Origin of the sequence: Proteiniclasticum sp. (genome assembly GCF_003514505.1) — a bacterium.
GTDB lineage: Bacteria > Bacillota > Clostridia > Clostridiales > Clostridiaceae > Proteiniclasticum.
This window is the reverse complement of sequence record NZ_DOPX01000016.1, coordinates 34,834-50,048: the sequence shown is the minus strand read 5'-3', so window position 1 is coordinate 50,048 and position 15,215 is coordinate 34,834. Positions and strand designations below refer to the sequence as shown.

The window sequence follows — 15,215 nt, the reverse complement described above, 5'->3', positions numbered from 1 at the left end:
TGCGTATGGAGATTCCATACAGCAACGGAGAATACCACGAATGTGTAGTGAGGTGAACATAGATGAAAGGAAAGATCCTTCTCCTGGAAGATGAACTGAGAATTGCAGAAGCCATAGCCTATGGCCTGGAAAAAGAAGGTCTCACGGTGAGGATGCTTCATACAGGACAAGGCGCTCTAAAAGCCATCGAGGACTTTCAGCCCGATGTGCTTCTTCTCGATGTGATGCTGCCCGGCATGGACGGTTTTGAGATCCTCAAACGGCTTTCCTATGACAAGTCTTTCGGAGTCCTCATGCTCACGGCCAAGGGAGAAATCATCGACAAGGTGCTGGGGCTGGAGCTGGGCGCGGACGACTATATGACAAAACCCTTTGACATGAGGGAGCTTCTTGCCAGAGTCAAATCTCTTCTGAGGCGGGTGGAGGATCTGAAGAGCCGGGAAAAAGCTTCATCTTGTGTCGAGATCCGCGGAGTCAGGCTCTATCCTAAGGAGCGGAAGGTCTATGCGGGAGAGGCTCTTTTAGATCTGACGCCAAAGGAATATGACCTTCTTTCTACCCTCTTTCTTCATCCGGACCGGGTCTATGAAAGGGAGCAGCTACTGGATCTTATCTGGGGCATGGACTACGTTGGAGGCACAAGAACCGTGGACCTTCATGTGGGCAGGCTCCGGAAAAAGCTTGGGTCTGACTATTCTGATGTCATTGAAACCAAGCATGGCGTGGGATATAAGGTTTCGGGTGGCGCTTTATGAGAAGCAGCATCAAAATGAAATTCAGCTTGTTTCTTCTGATCCTTCTTCTCCTTACTGTGATTCTTCTACGAGTCTTTATTCTGGACGGCATCCGGGAGAATCAGAAAGCGGAATATGAAAACTATCTGAAGCAGCAGACGTTTCTTTCAGAAGCTTATCTTCGTCAGAGCTTTCTCTCCAGTGAGGAGGTTCTCCCGGAAGTGTTTCTGAAAAAAACTGTAGTGGAGCTTACAGGGAGCCTTGCAGGCTATACAGGTCAGGAGACGGCCCTCTTTTCATTAGAAGGCACCTTGCTCAGTCCCAGAAAGGAAACGCTCAATGAAGAAACGCTTAAGGAGCTTCTGCCTTTAGCTCTGGAAGGAAAGACTCTCTACCAAGCGAAAGGAGATGATCTTTTCTATCTGACCCCTTTAAGCATTGAGGGTCAGCGGGTGGGGATTCTTGCTTTCTACTACTCCCTCCGGAATGAAAACAGCTTCTATGAAAACACTGCCAACCGCTTTCTCTATGTGGGTGCTGTGGTTTTTCTTGTATCGTTTCTTGCAGCGTATCTCTATTTCAGATCCTATGCTTCAGATATTGTGAAACTGAACGAGGCCGTAGAAAAAATAGAGACTGGATCCTATGACTTTAAAGTTTCCGGAAGAAACGATGAAATCGGCTCTCTCAGCCAGGGGGTCTATCATATGGGACAAAAGATCAAAGCCACAGTAGAAGACATGCAGGAGGAAGAAAAGAAGCTTACAGATGCGGTGAAGAAACTGGAAATCCTTGAGAAACAGCAAAAAGAATTCATCGGTGCTGTCACCCATGAGTTCAAAACTCCGCTGACCTCTGTCCGGGCATATCTCGATCTTCTTTCCATGTATCCGGAAGATCCTGTACTTCTTAAGAAGGCCCTTCCTGCCATAGAAGAGGAGACCAGAAGGCTCTATGACATGGTGGAGAAAACCCTGGAACTTTCAAAGTTGGAGCATTATGAGCCTCATACCGCCCTCTCCCCTTTGAAGCTCTCTGTGCTTGTGGAGGAGGTTCTCCACAGCCTGAAGGGAAAAATGGAGAAGTTTGGTCTCACCCTTAGTAAAGAGGTGGAAGAAGTGGAGATTCTAGGTGACCGGGAAGCTCTCCTCATTGTTCTCATGAATTTACTGGACAATGCCATCAAATATAATAAGCCTCAAGGAAAGATCTTCCTCCGGATTTATCCAGAAGAGCATTTGGGCATCCTTCAGCTGGAGGATACAGGCATCGGCATCCCCATGGATCTCTCCCAGAGGATCTTTGATCCCTTCTACACCGTTGACAAAAACCGTTCCAGAGAAACCGGCGGAGTGGGCCTTGGCCTTTCTCTTGCCAAAAAGTATACGGAGCTTCAGGGTGGCACCCTGACTCTTCTTGCTTCCTCAGATGAGGGTACCGCCTTTCAGCTTTCTTTCCCTTTGGCGCTGGAATCCGATGGATGACCCTTTGTTCATTTATTGTTTTCATTTGAGTGAACCATGGATACAATCGGATATTCTATGGAAACATCCGGCGGGTATGATGAGGGTAATCAAAAAAGGAGGTACCAATCATGAAAAGAAAAAACATCGCACTTACACTACTTGCAGCAATGGTACTGACAGCTGTTACCGGTTGTGCCAGCGGAAAAGCGCCTGATGCTTCTCCAGGGGAGAAGCCAGGGGAGGATATTGTCATCATTGGAGAGGAAGGAGAAGAAACATCTGCAGAGGTTGCTGTAAAGGCTATCGAGGCTCTACAGGGTATGGAGATCACCGGATGGCTCAATGAGCATACCGTGGTTCTTTCCAAGGAGAATAAGGATCTTCCAAAGCTAACCTTGGAAGAATATCAGGGTCTTCACCCAAGAAGTCTGTATACCTATGACCTGAATACCAAGGAGTTCACTCTTCTTCAAGGAAAGGCTGACTGGAACTTCTGGGGCGCTGAGCTTTCGAAGGATAAGAAGAATATCTTCTACTATGAATACACCTTAGGAGACCCTGCGTTCTTCATGATGCCTGTGGCTCCTAATGGAACCGGCACCCTCATTGAGGAAGCCATGAGCGGAGAATGGACCTCCGATAATATTTTGGTTGGACCATCCTATCAGGGCGGTGTCTTCATGAAGGTTCCAGGCGGTGCTGTTGAGCATATCGAGGAGCTGAAAGAGATGAATGTGGTCCATGCAGTGAAAATCAAGGATGCCATCCTCTTTACAGAAATCAGCTCTACTTCTTTAAAGAAGTTTGATCTGAATACGAGAGAGATCACCACCCTTCCTCTGGAAAATGTGTACAGCATTCTTCCTTCTCCAAGCGGCACACACTTCACTGCCATCCTGGGTGATGGCGCAAAGAGCACCTTGATTCTCAGTGATGCGGATGCTGCCACAAAAACGGTTCTGGCGGAAGGCATTTCCATCAGCGCAGCAGCTTGGTCGGAAGATCAGCGGATGATTTCCTACTACCTGAAGAAGGATGTCAACGGAGCTTCCAATGAAGGGCTCTATGTGTATGATCTTCTTTCCGGCACCACCACTCTGGTGGCTGTGGATGGAGAGATCCAGAGAAGCGTCTTTAGCCTCTCAGGTGAACAACTCTCTTACACCAAGTACACAGAAACGGGTGCGGACAGCACCATCCTTACACTGACTCTCCCTGCAAAGAAGTAGCTGTATCTCTAACGTAGGATGAGGATCAGTCATAAATAAGGTGCATTTTCTTCAGAAGAACCTTTCGGGGTTCTTCTTTTCTGATTGTGTCACTTTAGTGTGTTTGAAACTGAACATCATGAGTAAAATACTTTTTGAATAGGTGAACGTAAATTCATATATGCATAAGTATCTTGGTGATAGGAGTCCTTATGCAGTTTTTTCAACATTTGAAGGTTATATTTTCTAAAAAAATGCTTGATGATTACATCGCGCCTGATGATATTGTTATGATCTCTCCAACTAAACCACGACTGAACCAGAGGCATCACCTATGTCTAATTTAGTAGGGTCCCAAGAGTGGAGGTTACTCTTACAATTAGGGTGAAAGAAATAAAAAAATAAAAACTAAAAACTAAAATGTTAAGGATTCCATTGACATCAAAATTGTACTGTGATAGATTGATAAATATAAAAGACACGCGGAGTGTTACTGATACGATCAGGCACCACCAAATAGTATGACGATGGTTTGTCATATGTTTGGTGTTTTTTTGTATCCAAAATTCCAGAATATATTTTAGAATCGGAGGTGAGATTAATTTATACAATCGTTAGGTCCCTGAATAACAATTTGGTTCTTGCCCAAGATGTTCATCATGAAGAACTTGTATTATTTGGGACGGGTATTGGTTTCAAAAAGAAAAAAGGTGATTTTATATCTGATGAATATGTCACTAAGGTTTTTCAAATCAAGACTTCAGGCGAGAATACATCAAAGATTCTTGATGGCATTTCTCCTGAAATGCTCTCACTTGCTGAGAAAATCATCAGTCTTGCAGATAACAAGCTACAGAAGGCATTTAACGGCAGCTTGCTCATTGCATTAGCAGATCACATTCAATCTGCTATCGAAAGAATTTCTGAAAACATGACACTGAACGAAAGCAATCTTCAATGGGAAATTCCATTCTTATATCATAATGAATATGAAGTTGGGACAAATGCACTAAAACTCATTAAGGCAGAGACTGATGTGGACTTACCTGATATAGAGGCATCATTTATTGCACTCCATTTAGTGAATGCTCAACAAGCGACAGACTCCATGGATGAAACTATGCATATTACAAAAATTACAAAGAGTATTGTAATGGCCATCCAATCATATTTCAATATTTCACTGAAGAAGGATACAATCGATTATTCCAGGTTTGTTACCCATATCAGATACTTCATGAATAGACAGCTGCGAAAAATACAAAGCAATTCATCTCCTAACGATGAACTTTATGGAATTATTGAAAAGCAATATCCTGATGCATTCTTATGTGCTCAAAACTTAAGAACAATGCTCCAACGAGAGTACAGTATTACCGTCAATAATGATGAAATTATCTATTTAGTTATCCATATTCAAAGAATTCTACAAATAACAAAATAAACTATAAGGTGTGTTACTTTTACAGGCATTAACCTAAATACTCAGACAGAAAGATTCTGTTTGTTTATTTAGGTTTTTTATTTTATAAAAAGGAGATTGTATCATGTCAAATGACAAACTGGCTAAAGCACTAATAACAAATATTGGAGGAGTTGAGAATATAACGCAAGTCTGGCACTGTATTACTAGGCTGCGCTTTAACATTAAAAATAATGATCTGGTGAAAATGGATACTATTAAAAAAATGAATGGAGTACTTGGAGCACAGTTTCAAAGTGGACAGCTTCAGGTAATTATTGGAAGTGAAGTCGCTGATGTGTTTCGTGAGGTTGAATTGCTTACTTCCGGGAAAATTAATCTGGAAGCTGCTGAAGAAAAATCCATGAATGTGGTGGAAAAGGTATTTGATGTCATCTCCGGAATCTTCACCCCTATTCTTCCTGCAATAGTTGGAGGAGGTCTGTTGAAGGGAATCATGGCAATTCTTTCAGCAACAAACATTCTTTCAGCATCAAGTGAAACCTATATGATTCTTAATGCAATATCAGATGCTGTATTCTACTTCCTGCCTTTTATGCTTGCTTATTCCGCGTCAAACAAGTTTAAAACAAGTACCGCATTGTCCTTAACTCTAGCAGGTATCTTGATGTACCCTACCTTCGTAAATCTAGCCACAGCCGGTGAAATCACCAAGTTAAGTTTTATAGGGATCAATATTCCGGTAAACAACTACTCCAGTTCTGTTATCCCAATTATTCTAGGCGTATGGCTGCTAAGTTATGTGGAAAGACTTGCGAAGAAATTTGTTCCAAAGTCATTGAATATCGTTTTTGTTCCACTTATTATGCTGCTTGTCACTGCTCCAATCGTACTCGCTCTGATTGCTCCAGCAGGATCTTTCCTTGGAGTTTATCTTGAAAGGATATTTACAAAGATATTTACCGTTGCTGGACCATTTGGCGGTGCTCTAATGGGTGGACTCATGCCACTTATCGTAATCACTGGTATGCACTACGCATTTTTCCCAGGCACTTTCGCCAGCTTTGCTAAGGTTGGATTTGATGTAATGCTTCTTCCTATGAATCTTGTGGCAAACCTTGCACAAGCAGGCGCTACCCTTGGTGTATTAATCAAAACAAAAGATAGTAAAATGAGACAGATTGCGTTCTCAGCATTGATTCCAGCTATATTCGGCATCACAGAACCCGCTATATACGGTGTTACAATGCGACTGAAAAAGCCATTCTATGCAAGCCTCATTGGCGCGGCAATTGGTGGTGCAACCCTTGCAGGGCTTAGTGTTAAAGCATTTAGCTTTACAGTACCAGGCATTCTAGCCCTTCCTACCTATATTGAACAAGGAACTTACAACTTCATGTTTGCCGTTTTTGGTGTTGTATTAAGTTTCGGAATCGCACTCATACTGACTTTGGTCATGAAATTTGACTTAGGCGAAGAAAAAACAGAGGTTTCCCCCACTACTGTGATCTCAGTAGAAACTGTGAAGAGTACCCCCATTCGTGTAGCAGCACCAATAACTGGAGAAATAAAGCTTCTATCGGAGTGTCCTGATAAAACGTTTGCTTCAGAAACCATGGGTAAAGGAGTCTGCATCATTCCTACGGAGGGAAAAGTAGTCTCACCTTTTGATGGTAAAGTGATTCTTACCACTCCAACAAATCATGCCATAGCTGTACTCTCTAATGATGGCGTAGAAGTACTAATTCATGTGGGATTAGAAACCGTTGAGCTCGAAGGTGAGTTCTTCGAGCTCAAGGTTAGTGAAGGCGACATCGTGAATAAGGGAGAGGACCTTCTGTTGTTTGACTTAACTGAAATGAACAAAAGAAAGATTAATCTGTGCTCCCCTATTGTCGTAACAAATACTGCTAACTATTTAGATGTATTAGTTACTAAAAACACCGGATCCACTGTGTCATCTAGTAGTGATGACATACTAATGGCAGTAAATTAATTTAAAAGGAGAATGATATATGACTAACTTAAACAAAGGATTTCCAGAAAACTTCCTGTGGGGTGGTGCTACTGCAGCAAACCAGATTGAAGGTGCTTACAATGAAGGTGGAAAAGGACTTTCCACTTCAGACTATGCAGCATATAAAGATCCATATGCAAAAGGTAAGGTCGATAATTTCACTTTCAATGTAACTTCAGAAGAACTTAGGGAATACAAAACCAATCCAGGCAACTACATCTTCCCAAAAAGATGGGGTATTGATTTTTATCATAGATATAAAGAAGATATTGCTCTATTTGCAGAGATGGGATTCAAGACCTTTAGACTTTCAGTATCCTGGGCAAGGATATTTCCTACAGGGATGGAGCAAGTACCTAATGAGGAAGGGCTGAAATTTTATGATGATGTATTTGACGAGTGCATAAAGTATGGCATTGAGCCACTTGTAACCATGTCTCATTATGAGATGCCAATTGCACTAACAGAAAAATACAATGGATGGGTAAGCAGAGAATTAATTCCGTTATTTCATAATTATGCAAAGGTTATTTTTGAAAGATACAAGAGTAAGGTGAAGTACTGGATTACATTTAATGAAATGAATATGAATCTGAATAGCCTATATACAGGTGCAGGGGTACTTGAGGACTTACTTGAAGGAAGTGCTTTAGAAGCTGCGTATCAAGCTTCTCACCATCAGTTCCTTGCAAGTGCATTAGCAGTTAAGGAAATAAGATCAATCATACCTGATGCTAAAATTGGCTGTATGATCAATCAAATCGAGTCCTATGCCATGACGACAAAGCCTGAAGATCAACTGCAAGCAGTGAAGTCCAATCAGCTGAATATGTTCTATCCAGATGTTCAGACACGAGGCTTTTATCCAGCCTATATGAATAGATATTTTAAAGAAAACGAGATATCTGTTAAGATGCATCCAGAAGATGCGAGTATCCTTAAAGAAGGCACTGTTGATTTTGTAGCGATTAGCTACTATATGTCACATGTTACTGAGCACCGAGAAGATGCTGCGAAACTAGCCGGTTCTTTTGACAGCCCGATTAAAAACAAGTATTTAAAGTTAACTCAATGGGACTGGCCAATTGATCCAATAGGTCTTAGAATTTCCTTGATCAAGCTCTATGATAGATACCAGAAACCGCTGTTTGTATGCGAAAACGGATTAGGCGCTAGAGATGTACTTTCTGAGGATAAAAAAATACATGATGACTACCGTATTGACTACATCAAGAAGCATGTGGAGCAAATGAAAGAAGCTATAATGGATGGAGTCGAACTAATGGGATATACAACTTGGGGCTGCATTGATTTAATCTCATGTGGTACGTCTCAGATGTCAAAGAGATACGGATTCATTTACGTAGATCAAGATGATGCAGGTAATGGGTCTCTTAAGCGATATAAGAAAGATTCATATTACTGGTACAAAGATGTAATCGAAAGTAACGGCGAGAAACTTTAGCACTAAACTCCTTATTCTAGACTTTAAAAATTAATATGAAGATAACCGTTGAAAACAAAGGCTTTCGCTTTACTGTTTCATCAGCGGTTATTTTGTTCTTGATTCTTCTTTTTCCATTACACCAGGTTGTACCAAGGGATCATCCAAGAACTTGCTGTTGATGAATTTCTTTCTAATTTCTGTTATGATTTTTCTAAATGGTGTCCAAGTTTTACAATCTGGCTAATAGGGGGTCAATATTCACTGTAAATCCTGGGCAAATCTACTTCCATGTACTTAAAGCGGAGGCTTTATGCTTAGTATTATGATTGTTACACCAAAAACTGCACTCCCCTCTTATTATGAGAGCGCGTCCAAGGAGTATATAAAAAGACTGAAGAGATACTGCACGCTATCTCTTCAGTCTTATGATGATTCAATTTCTTTAGAAAACCTGCTCTCTGGATACTACACCATTCAGGTGTCTACCAAGGGACTACCTAAAGATTCTGTGGAGTTTTCTCAGCATCTTCAAGAGCTTTCTCTTGGTGGCAGTTCTAAGATTGCATTGTTACTGGATGTTCCTTTTGATTCGGATGATTCGCTGAGCTTGTCATCGCTATCACTGAGTCCTGAGCTTTCTTTTGTCTGTATGCTGGAGCAGCTCTATCGGGCGTTTCGGATTTGGAATCATGAGCCGTATCATAAGTAAATATGGTTACGAATTATACCCTACTTCAAGCAGTTCTTAATTAAAAGGAATAAATTATGATGATACTCAGAAAGTTCGAAGTACTTTCTTTCTATCATTAATTACATCCCCTATGGGGTTTCAACTGGTGGGACTATGCTATCTATTGAATCACTCTCTGCAGGTAAATCAATCCACTCAATCTCATACTCAATATTAAGATGCTTTCCTAGGTTCATCACATATCCTTCTAGAAGTGTCTTGACTCTATCCCTTGCACTTTTCATTAGTGAGGTATCCTGCATTGCTGTATCAAGCATATTTTGTTCGGCTACAGCAAATGCTGTGTTCTCATCTTGAGCAGTAACTTTAGCAGATCCATCCTCAACAATGAATGCATCTTCAGTGAGTGATTTCGGGTCTACCTCAGAGTCTAGAATCTCAGCTGCTGGCAAATAGATTTTAACATCAGTATTATTAACCTCTAACTTCAGCTTTGAAACATCAATACCTAACTTCACTACACCATTGTATTCTATCCAAAAATGTTTGTCTTTCTTCCAGAATAAAAACCCTGAAACATCTTCCTCTTTGAATTTCGCTACATTATTGTAATAACATTCCATCACTGCAAGTTCTGCAATAGCTCTCATTTGTGATGCCTCTAAGACATCCTTAGGCTTCTCGGGCACACCACATGAAGTCAGCACGAGTGTACAAAGTATGAGAACAGTTCTCATAGGTAATTTGTGAACTCTCATCATTTTTCTCCTCCAACAACAACTTCAAAACTGTACTTACTATCTAATGAAGATAGAAATGGTCTTACAAGTGCTACCATAACATTCTTAGCATTCTCTTCTGCAAGTTGATACATTTCTGTATTTTGATTACTTTCAACTATTGCGTCGTCTATACATGCCTGATATGCTTCTGCGCTAACAGAACTATTATTAATCTTTTTATTCTGGAAAATATAATCGAGTGAAGCGATATCTACGATGGGGTCAAACATTTTCATCTCTGGCAATATTAATGTTATTGCTCTGCTTTGATCATCTATCTCAATGATACAGTCTTTAGGGTCAAATCCTGCATTCACTTTTGCATTATATGATACATAATAATCAATTTTCTCAGGATTCTTTTTGTTGTAAATTTCAGCTACTCCATTATAAACAGCCTGAAACATTGAAAACTCTTCGATATCAATAATCTCTTCTAATGTTGAACGTGTTACGATTTCCGCTTTCTGCTCCTCTTTCCCAAGAAGTTTGGGTACGATGATTACACTAGTAGCTATAACCAGAACCGCTAATATTACAATAATGATTTTGCTTCTTTTCCCGTTCATAATAACTCTCCCTCTTATTACTTATTAAGTCAGTGACATTTCCAATATTAATCAACCCTTTTGAATATTCCAGGTCAATTTGATTATTACCTCCTCTAATAATGGGTCTGTTATTTTTGCGGGTTTAAACACTTTCATATTTCTATTTATTCAAGTGCAAAATCCCAGAACTCAAAAGTGCTTTTTTTTAAAGTTACCACTATGCCCAATGTTAAATAAAAATACAACAACTGTGACTCTCTATTTTTCATATTGTCCAAGAAAACACTTATAGTAATTTAGAGATATCCAATGAAGTACTTAAAGCATCACCTTTCAAATCCACCGAATAGACAATCACCTGATATTTTCCTTGAACATCTTTAAGCACAATCGTCTGTTTAACTGGTTGAACCTCATCAAAAGATGGATAGATCAGCGCAACTTTATCCACCCCATAGATTCTTGAATATGCATAAACCTGATACAAATCTGAACTATTTATATTTTTATACGCTCCATTTTCATAACCAGGATTTTTATACTTCGCATCTACGACAATAGCTGTTTTACCGTCTTTTTCCAGTATAATATCCGGTCTAACCATCATCAAAGAATCTCCCGAATCAAAATATGCAAATCGATGTTTATTCTGATACCGCACCTGATATTTACCATTTTCTTGAAAGAGTTTGTAAAGATACTGTTCAAACAGCTCGTTAACAGGCACCAAAAAGGAGAATACAGACTCCTCTCCTTCATAATTCTGTGGTTGAAGGTTCAGAAAGAACATCCTCGCCATTTCATAAACCGTTTTAAAGTCTTTGTTTAGCCTGGTAAATCTTACAGAGTTCAGAAGATTTAAGGATAAATCAATCTTTCTTGCATCTTCAAGAAACAGCAGGGCTTTCTTAAGTTTCGCTCTTATTTCCTTACTCTTTGAAACACCCAACAATCTCAGAATTACTGTTTTTACTACATTATTAATGACATTGTCCTGTTCAAAACTCTGATAGCTGATGATATGTTTGTCTTTTCTAATGAGATTCTCTCTAATCGTCTCGGGTACTTTTATTTTTCCTCTTATAAATGAGGAGTTCTCATCAATCTCAATATACTCTCGATACATTCTTGATGAATATGTCCGGAAAACTTTATCAGCAAAAATCTCAATGAATATCTCTAAAAGATCCTGTTCCAATAACTTGGAATCAATCTTTTCTGGTAGCTGCAGTACCTTATTAAATGATGAATACCTGATCATTTTATATAGAACAGCCATGGATTCTTTTATCTCTTCATCGTTTGAAATCCCGCTTTTCTCATAGATTTTAGGCAATATCTGTACACATGTATTCCCCTTAGAGATAAACCCCACATAATGTATAATCTTTAAGGAACCATCCATATCCAATCTAAGATTACGCTTTCCAATGATAGAGCGCATTTGATCAAGATCATGAATCTGTTCCTGACTCAATGATACTTTCGTTGCACGGTCCTCAAATATCGTTATTACTGAGTTTTTCATCCTTGGAATTCCTTCCCATAAATATCCATAAGAGCACTCTCAAACTCTGAAACACCAATGTTATTTGGGGCAAGGCCTAGAAGGGAAATTTCACCTGTCTTTTTATTGATAAACTTGCTTCCTACAATATCCTCCACTTGAGAAATATCATTGTAAAAATACTCCATTAAGAGAGGCATGATCTTGTAATACCAAACATAGTGAAGGTCTTCTTTTGTAATTAAATCTTCCCCCATAAAATAGCTGTGTCCGATTCTGTGATCGCGGTCTATCTTTTCTACAATTCTCTGGTTGAGTGCAGTAAGAAGTTTAGATGGTGAGACATTGCCTCCAACAGTGGGTGACACACTTTCTATGAGTTTAGGATCTGGGTTCACTTCCACAAACGCAAATCTTCTTCTGAGTGCCGTGTCAAGAAGAGCAATGGATCTATCACTTGTATTCATTGTCCCGATAATATAGAGATTCTTTGGTAGTGTAAACTCTTGTGATGAGTAGGGTAAATGACATGAAAGTACTTCCCGTTTGTCTTTTTCGATTAAAGTGATGAGTTCACCAAATATCTTTGCAATATTCCCTCTGTTGATCTCATCGATAATCAAATAATAAGGCTTTACAGGTGTCTCCACATCATCCTCATCTTCAATAAGCTTAAGTGCATCCCCAGCGGAGATTTTCAGCTCATATAAGGACGATAATGTCATCTGCTTTTCCTGATTGAGATTATAAATATCCACCGGATTCTTCTCAAAGTTACCGATCCATTCTACTTTCCTTCGATGTCTGTATTTAATACCGTCATCCACATAAAGATAGTCGGATACTACCACGCCAATGAGTCTAATGGTTCTAAGAGAATTGAATATAAAAACAAGATCTCCTATTTGCATTTTACTTCGAAGAGTTTTGAGCATCCCCGATGGATCTGCACCATCAATAACTTCATCAGTCCATTCTTCAATACTTTCAGTTGGAGTGGATCCAATGGCAATCTGGTTCAAATCCCTTAGTCTCTCATAAACATCTTCTTCAATGTTTTTTCTTCCCAGTGAAACTTTCCATACTTTACTCTCTCCTGTAGTGTGAGCTAAAGCTTCTTTCTGAAAAATTTGCTTCTTCTCTTCTACTCTGCAATCTTCCGCAAGTCTTTTCAATACTCCTGATTTGATATCGTACTTGATATTTCCTGCCTCATCTGTAACCGGACGAAGACCTTCTACAAACTCTTCATAAGAAAAAGCTTGATGGAAAGTAATAAATCTTAGTCTTCCTTCATCTTTCACCTGATGAAACGACGACTTGTATCCTAACTTCTCTTCAAACGCTTCAATAATTTTCATAGCCCCATAGGTCTTTCCAGTACCAGGTGGTCCATAAAGTATGATGTTAGGATTAAGCTCTAAAAGCTTCGCATAGGTCTCATACTCTGAAAGGTCATTTGACTCATCAGGATCAACCACATCAGCTGGAGTCTTTACTCCAGTTTTTGGTTTTACATAGGTCTTTTTTCTGCCCACAATGACATTATCGTAGAGAGCTACCGCATTATCAGCAATAAAATACTTTTCTGATTCAAGAGCACCTATAAGGCTGAGGATGTATTTATACTTTTTAGGTGAATTGTCTTTCGATGGTTTTGCATAATCCAGAAGCTCATGGAGTGTGTATTCCGATTTTCCATGTTCGATTTTATCTTGATAAAGAGTCCATGTTGCTTCATGCCTTTCAAAGGATTTTCCGTTGAACTCAAGAATATCCTTAACTCTGCCCTCTTTAAGGCTGCTGATTACAATACAGATATCCTGCGGCTTCACAAATGTTAGTGAAGTCAATGCTTCTTCTAGAACTACAATGAACTTTCTCTGAGATTTTTCAAAATCAATCTCGGGTATCTCAGGACAGTTTTTTTCAAGGCTGATTTCAAAAAAGCCCAATCCTTTTGTGGATTTTACTGTTTTGTTCCATAAATTCATATCGGGAACAAAGTATTTGCAGTTGGTGATATTGCCAGCGTAGGTAAGATCCTTGGGATATGTTTTTACCACATCAAAGGTGGCATGAATAGATTCTTGCTTTTCTTCAAACCCCTTAAATTTAAGCAGTTTCCCCACATAAGTGCCGTGACTTGGGAGTACATAATCCCCCTCACTTAAACTATTGAATACCCCTTTATCCTTCTCATCATCGATCTTATAATAATTGTTTTCATACTGATCTTTAACAGTGAATTTCCCAATAAACAATTTTTGCATTCTACTTACTTTTCCCCTTTACCTTATGAATATTGAATCAATGTCTCTATAACGCATTTGAGTTTGCACGGACTCTTCTCTTTATTGATCACAATGTGCAACTCGTCTAGATATACATCAATAAAAAGTTTCCTAGACTTTCGACCTAACTCCATTCGTTAAATCCACAATATATCTTTGTACAGATTCTAAAAAAGCTCTTGTGTTCAAATTCTCATTCTTCACCTTTATAATTTCGGAGTTACATCTATAGTACGACATACTTTATCTCCTTCTTCACTTAATATTGTGAACTGTTCCGTACAACTTCTTCAGAATACGTAAGTCATCAATTCTCAAGTATCATCGCTAAAAAAGCGTTAAAATCTCAGATTCAACAACCACTCCTGTTCCCATATCCAGTTCATAGCGAGTTGTTGGATACGCCATCCAGTACATCCTATTTGGTTCTCTTTCATGAAAAAATTTATTCAGAAAACCATCCAGTGCCTTTTCATCATCATTCCACATGATTTTCCGCGGCCCATCCATCTCCCCCTCATGATCTTTCCAAACCATGACCGGTTCAGAGTCAATGTAGTTTCTTAGCTCCAAAAACACGGTCTCTTTTCCACGGGCATCTGCTGCATGATACCTCTCATAGTAATCTTCAAGAACTGGATTGTCCTCAAAAGGAATCCATGACGCAGAATCCCCATTGCCATACTTGATGTTTTTGACAGCAACACTTTTAAGGTTGTTTAATGTTGAATACTCACTCAACAGTACTTCTTTGCAAGCATTAAAATATTCGTCCAAATCCTCCTGCTTGAAAACAATGTCCTCCTCAAAAAACTCCTCTTCATCTGAACGATAAAACTCATCCACATAAAGCCGCTCATAAAGAATGTCCATCAGTTCCTCTATATCCTTAATCTGAGAGATTCTCTTTTTTTCATTGTCGCCATAATAGAATCCTTCTTCATCACAAGGTATATGTAGCTCTATGCCAGAGGCTTCCTCTGGATGAACCAGAAACTGGATGGTTTGAGTATCTCCTTCTATTGGAATACAGTCAATCTCCACAATATAACTGGCACTGGATGAGTTCGTCACAAAATCTGTTCGGTATTTCAT

At 39.4% G+C, this 15,215-nt stretch carries 12 protein-coding genes; 7 read left to right on the top strand and 5 right to left on the bottom strand.

The window, feature by feature from the left end; translation table 11 throughout:
* Positions 1–62: 62 nt before the first annotated feature.
* The 7 genes from DEF30_RS04780 (at position 63) to DEF30_RS04750 (ending at position 9,004) form a co-directional block, all read left to right on the top strand.
* On the top strand, positions 63–755 hold the full coding sequence (locus tag DEF30_RS04780; protein WP_294097010.1) for a response regulator transcription factor: 693 nt from the start codon (positions 63–65) through the stop codon (positions 753–755).
* Positions 752–2,218: a HAMP domain-containing sensor histidine kinase gene (locus tag DEF30_RS04775; RefSeq protein WP_294097008.1), complete on the top strand. Its 1,467-nt coding sequence runs from the start codon at positions 752–754 to the stop codon at positions 2,216–2,218. Before DEF30_RS04780 ends, DEF30_RS04775 begins: the two co-directional genes overlap by 4 nt.
* A 110-nt stretch (positions 2,219–2,328) precedes the next feature.
* On the top strand, positions 2,329–3,429 hold the full coding sequence (locus DEF30_RS04770) for a hypothetical protein (protein ID WP_294097007.1): 1,101 nt from the start codon (positions 2,329–2,331) through the stop codon (positions 3,427–3,429).
* Positions 3,430–4,000: 571 nt separating this feature from the next.
* A complete protein-coding gene (locus DEF30_RS04765; protein WP_294097006.1) occupies positions 4,001–4,852 on the top strand; it encodes a PRD domain-containing protein in 852 nt (283 codons plus the stop codon).
* A gap of 103 nt (positions 4,853–4,955) precedes the next feature.
* Complete coding sequence (locus DEF30_RS04760) at positions 4,956–6,827, top strand: beta-glucoside-specific PTS transporter subunit IIABC (protein WP_294097004.1); 1,872 nt, start codon at positions 4,956–4,958, stop codon at positions 6,825–6,827.
* Between the two features lie 19 nt (positions 6,828–6,846).
* On the top strand, positions 6,847–8,313 hold the full coding sequence (locus DEF30_RS04755; protein ID WP_294097002.1) for a glycoside hydrolase family 1 protein: 1,467 nt from the start codon (positions 6,847–6,849) through the stop codon (positions 8,311–8,313).
* Positions 8,314–8,605: 292 nt separating this feature from the next.
* Positions 8,606–9,004: a 23S rRNA (pseudouridine(1915)-N(3))-methyltransferase RlmH gene (locus DEF30_RS04750; protein WP_294097000.1), complete on the top strand. Its 399-nt coding sequence runs from the start codon at positions 8,606–8,608 to the stop codon at positions 9,002–9,004.
* Positions 9,005–9,114: 110 nt separating this feature from the next.
* On the opposite strand, the gene DEF30_RS04745 is transcribed toward DEF30_RS04750, so the two are convergent.
* From DEF30_RS04745 to DEF30_RS04725, 5 genes are all read right to left on the bottom strand, one after another.
* Positions 9,115–9,747: a DUF4230 domain-containing protein gene (locus tag DEF30_RS04745; protein ID WP_294096998.1), complete on the bottom strand. Its 633-nt coding sequence runs from the start codon at positions 9,745–9,747 to the stop codon at positions 9,115–9,117.
* Complete coding sequence (locus DEF30_RS04740) at positions 9,744–10,337, bottom strand: DUF4230 domain-containing protein (RefSeq protein ID WP_294096996.1); 594 nt, start codon at positions 10,335–10,337, stop codon at positions 9,744–9,746. Before DEF30_RS04740 ends, DEF30_RS04745 begins: the two co-directional genes overlap by 4 nt.
* Before the next feature lie 268 nt (positions 10,338–10,605).
* On the bottom strand, positions 10,606–11,724 hold the full coding sequence (locus DEF30_RS04735; protein ID WP_294097350.1) for a hypothetical protein: 1,119 nt from the start codon (positions 11,722–11,724) through the stop codon (positions 10,606–10,608).
* Between the two features lie 119 nt (positions 11,725–11,843).
* The gene (locus DEF30_RS04730; protein WP_294096995.1) at positions 11,844–14,099 is read right to left on the bottom strand and encodes an AAA family ATPase; all 2,256 of its coding nucleotides are present in this window, start codon (positions 14,097–14,099) and stop codon (positions 11,844–11,846) included.
* A 348-nt stretch (positions 14,100–14,447) separates the two neighbouring features.
* Positions 14,448–15,215 (bottom strand): hypothetical protein, encoded by a 768-nt coding sequence (locus DEF30_RS04725; RefSeq protein WP_294096993.1) that lies wholly within the window; start codon positions 15,213–15,215, stop codon positions 14,448–14,450.

What these genes read in the sequence shown, in the direction of transcription:
- DEF30_RS04775 (WP_294097008.1), top strand. Translation starts at nt 752, where the DNA reads ATGAGAAGCAGCATCAAAATGAAATTCAGCTTGTTTCTTCTGATCCTT.
- DEF30_RS04735 (WP_294097350.1), bottom strand. Translation starts at nt 11,724, where the DNA reads ATGGATGGTTCCTTAAAGATTATACATTATGTGGGGTTTATCTCTAAG.
- DEF30_RS04750 (WP_294097000.1), top strand. Translation starts at nt 8,606, where the DNA reads ATGCTTAGTATTATGATTGTTACACCAAAAACTGCACTCCCCTCTTAT.
- DEF30_RS04780 (WP_294097010.1), top strand. Translation starts at nt 63, where the DNA reads ATGAAAGGAAAGATCCTTCTCCTGGAAGATGAACTGAGAATTGCAGAA.
- DEF30_RS04755 (WP_294097002.1), top strand. Translation starts at nt 6,847, where the DNA reads ATGACTAACTTAAACAAAGGATTTCCAGAAAACTTCCTGTGGGGTGGT.
- DEF30_RS04745 (WP_294096998.1), bottom strand. Translation starts at nt 9,747, where the DNA reads ATGATGAGAGTTCACAAATTACCTATGAGAACTGTTCTCATACTTTGT.
- DEF30_RS04760 (WP_294097004.1), top strand. Translation starts at nt 4,956, where the DNA reads ATGTCAAATGACAAACTGGCTAAAGCACTAATAACAAATATTGGAGGA.
- DEF30_RS04740 (WP_294096996.1), bottom strand. Translation starts at nt 10,337, where the DNA reads ATGAACGGGAAAAGAAGCAAAATCATTATTGTAATATTAGCGGTTCTG.
- DEF30_RS04725 (WP_294096993.1), bottom strand. Translation starts at nt 15,215, where the DNA reads ATGAAATACCGAACAGATTTTGTGACGAACTCATCCAGTGCCAGTTAT.
- DEF30_RS04770 (WP_294097007.1), top strand. Translation starts at nt 2,329, where the DNA reads ATGAAAAGAAAAAACATCGCACTTACACTACTTGCAGCAATGGTACTG.
- DEF30_RS04730 (WP_294096995.1), bottom strand. Translation starts at nt 14,099, where the DNA reads ATGCAAAAATTGTTTATTGGGAAATTCACTGTTAAAGATCAGTATGAA.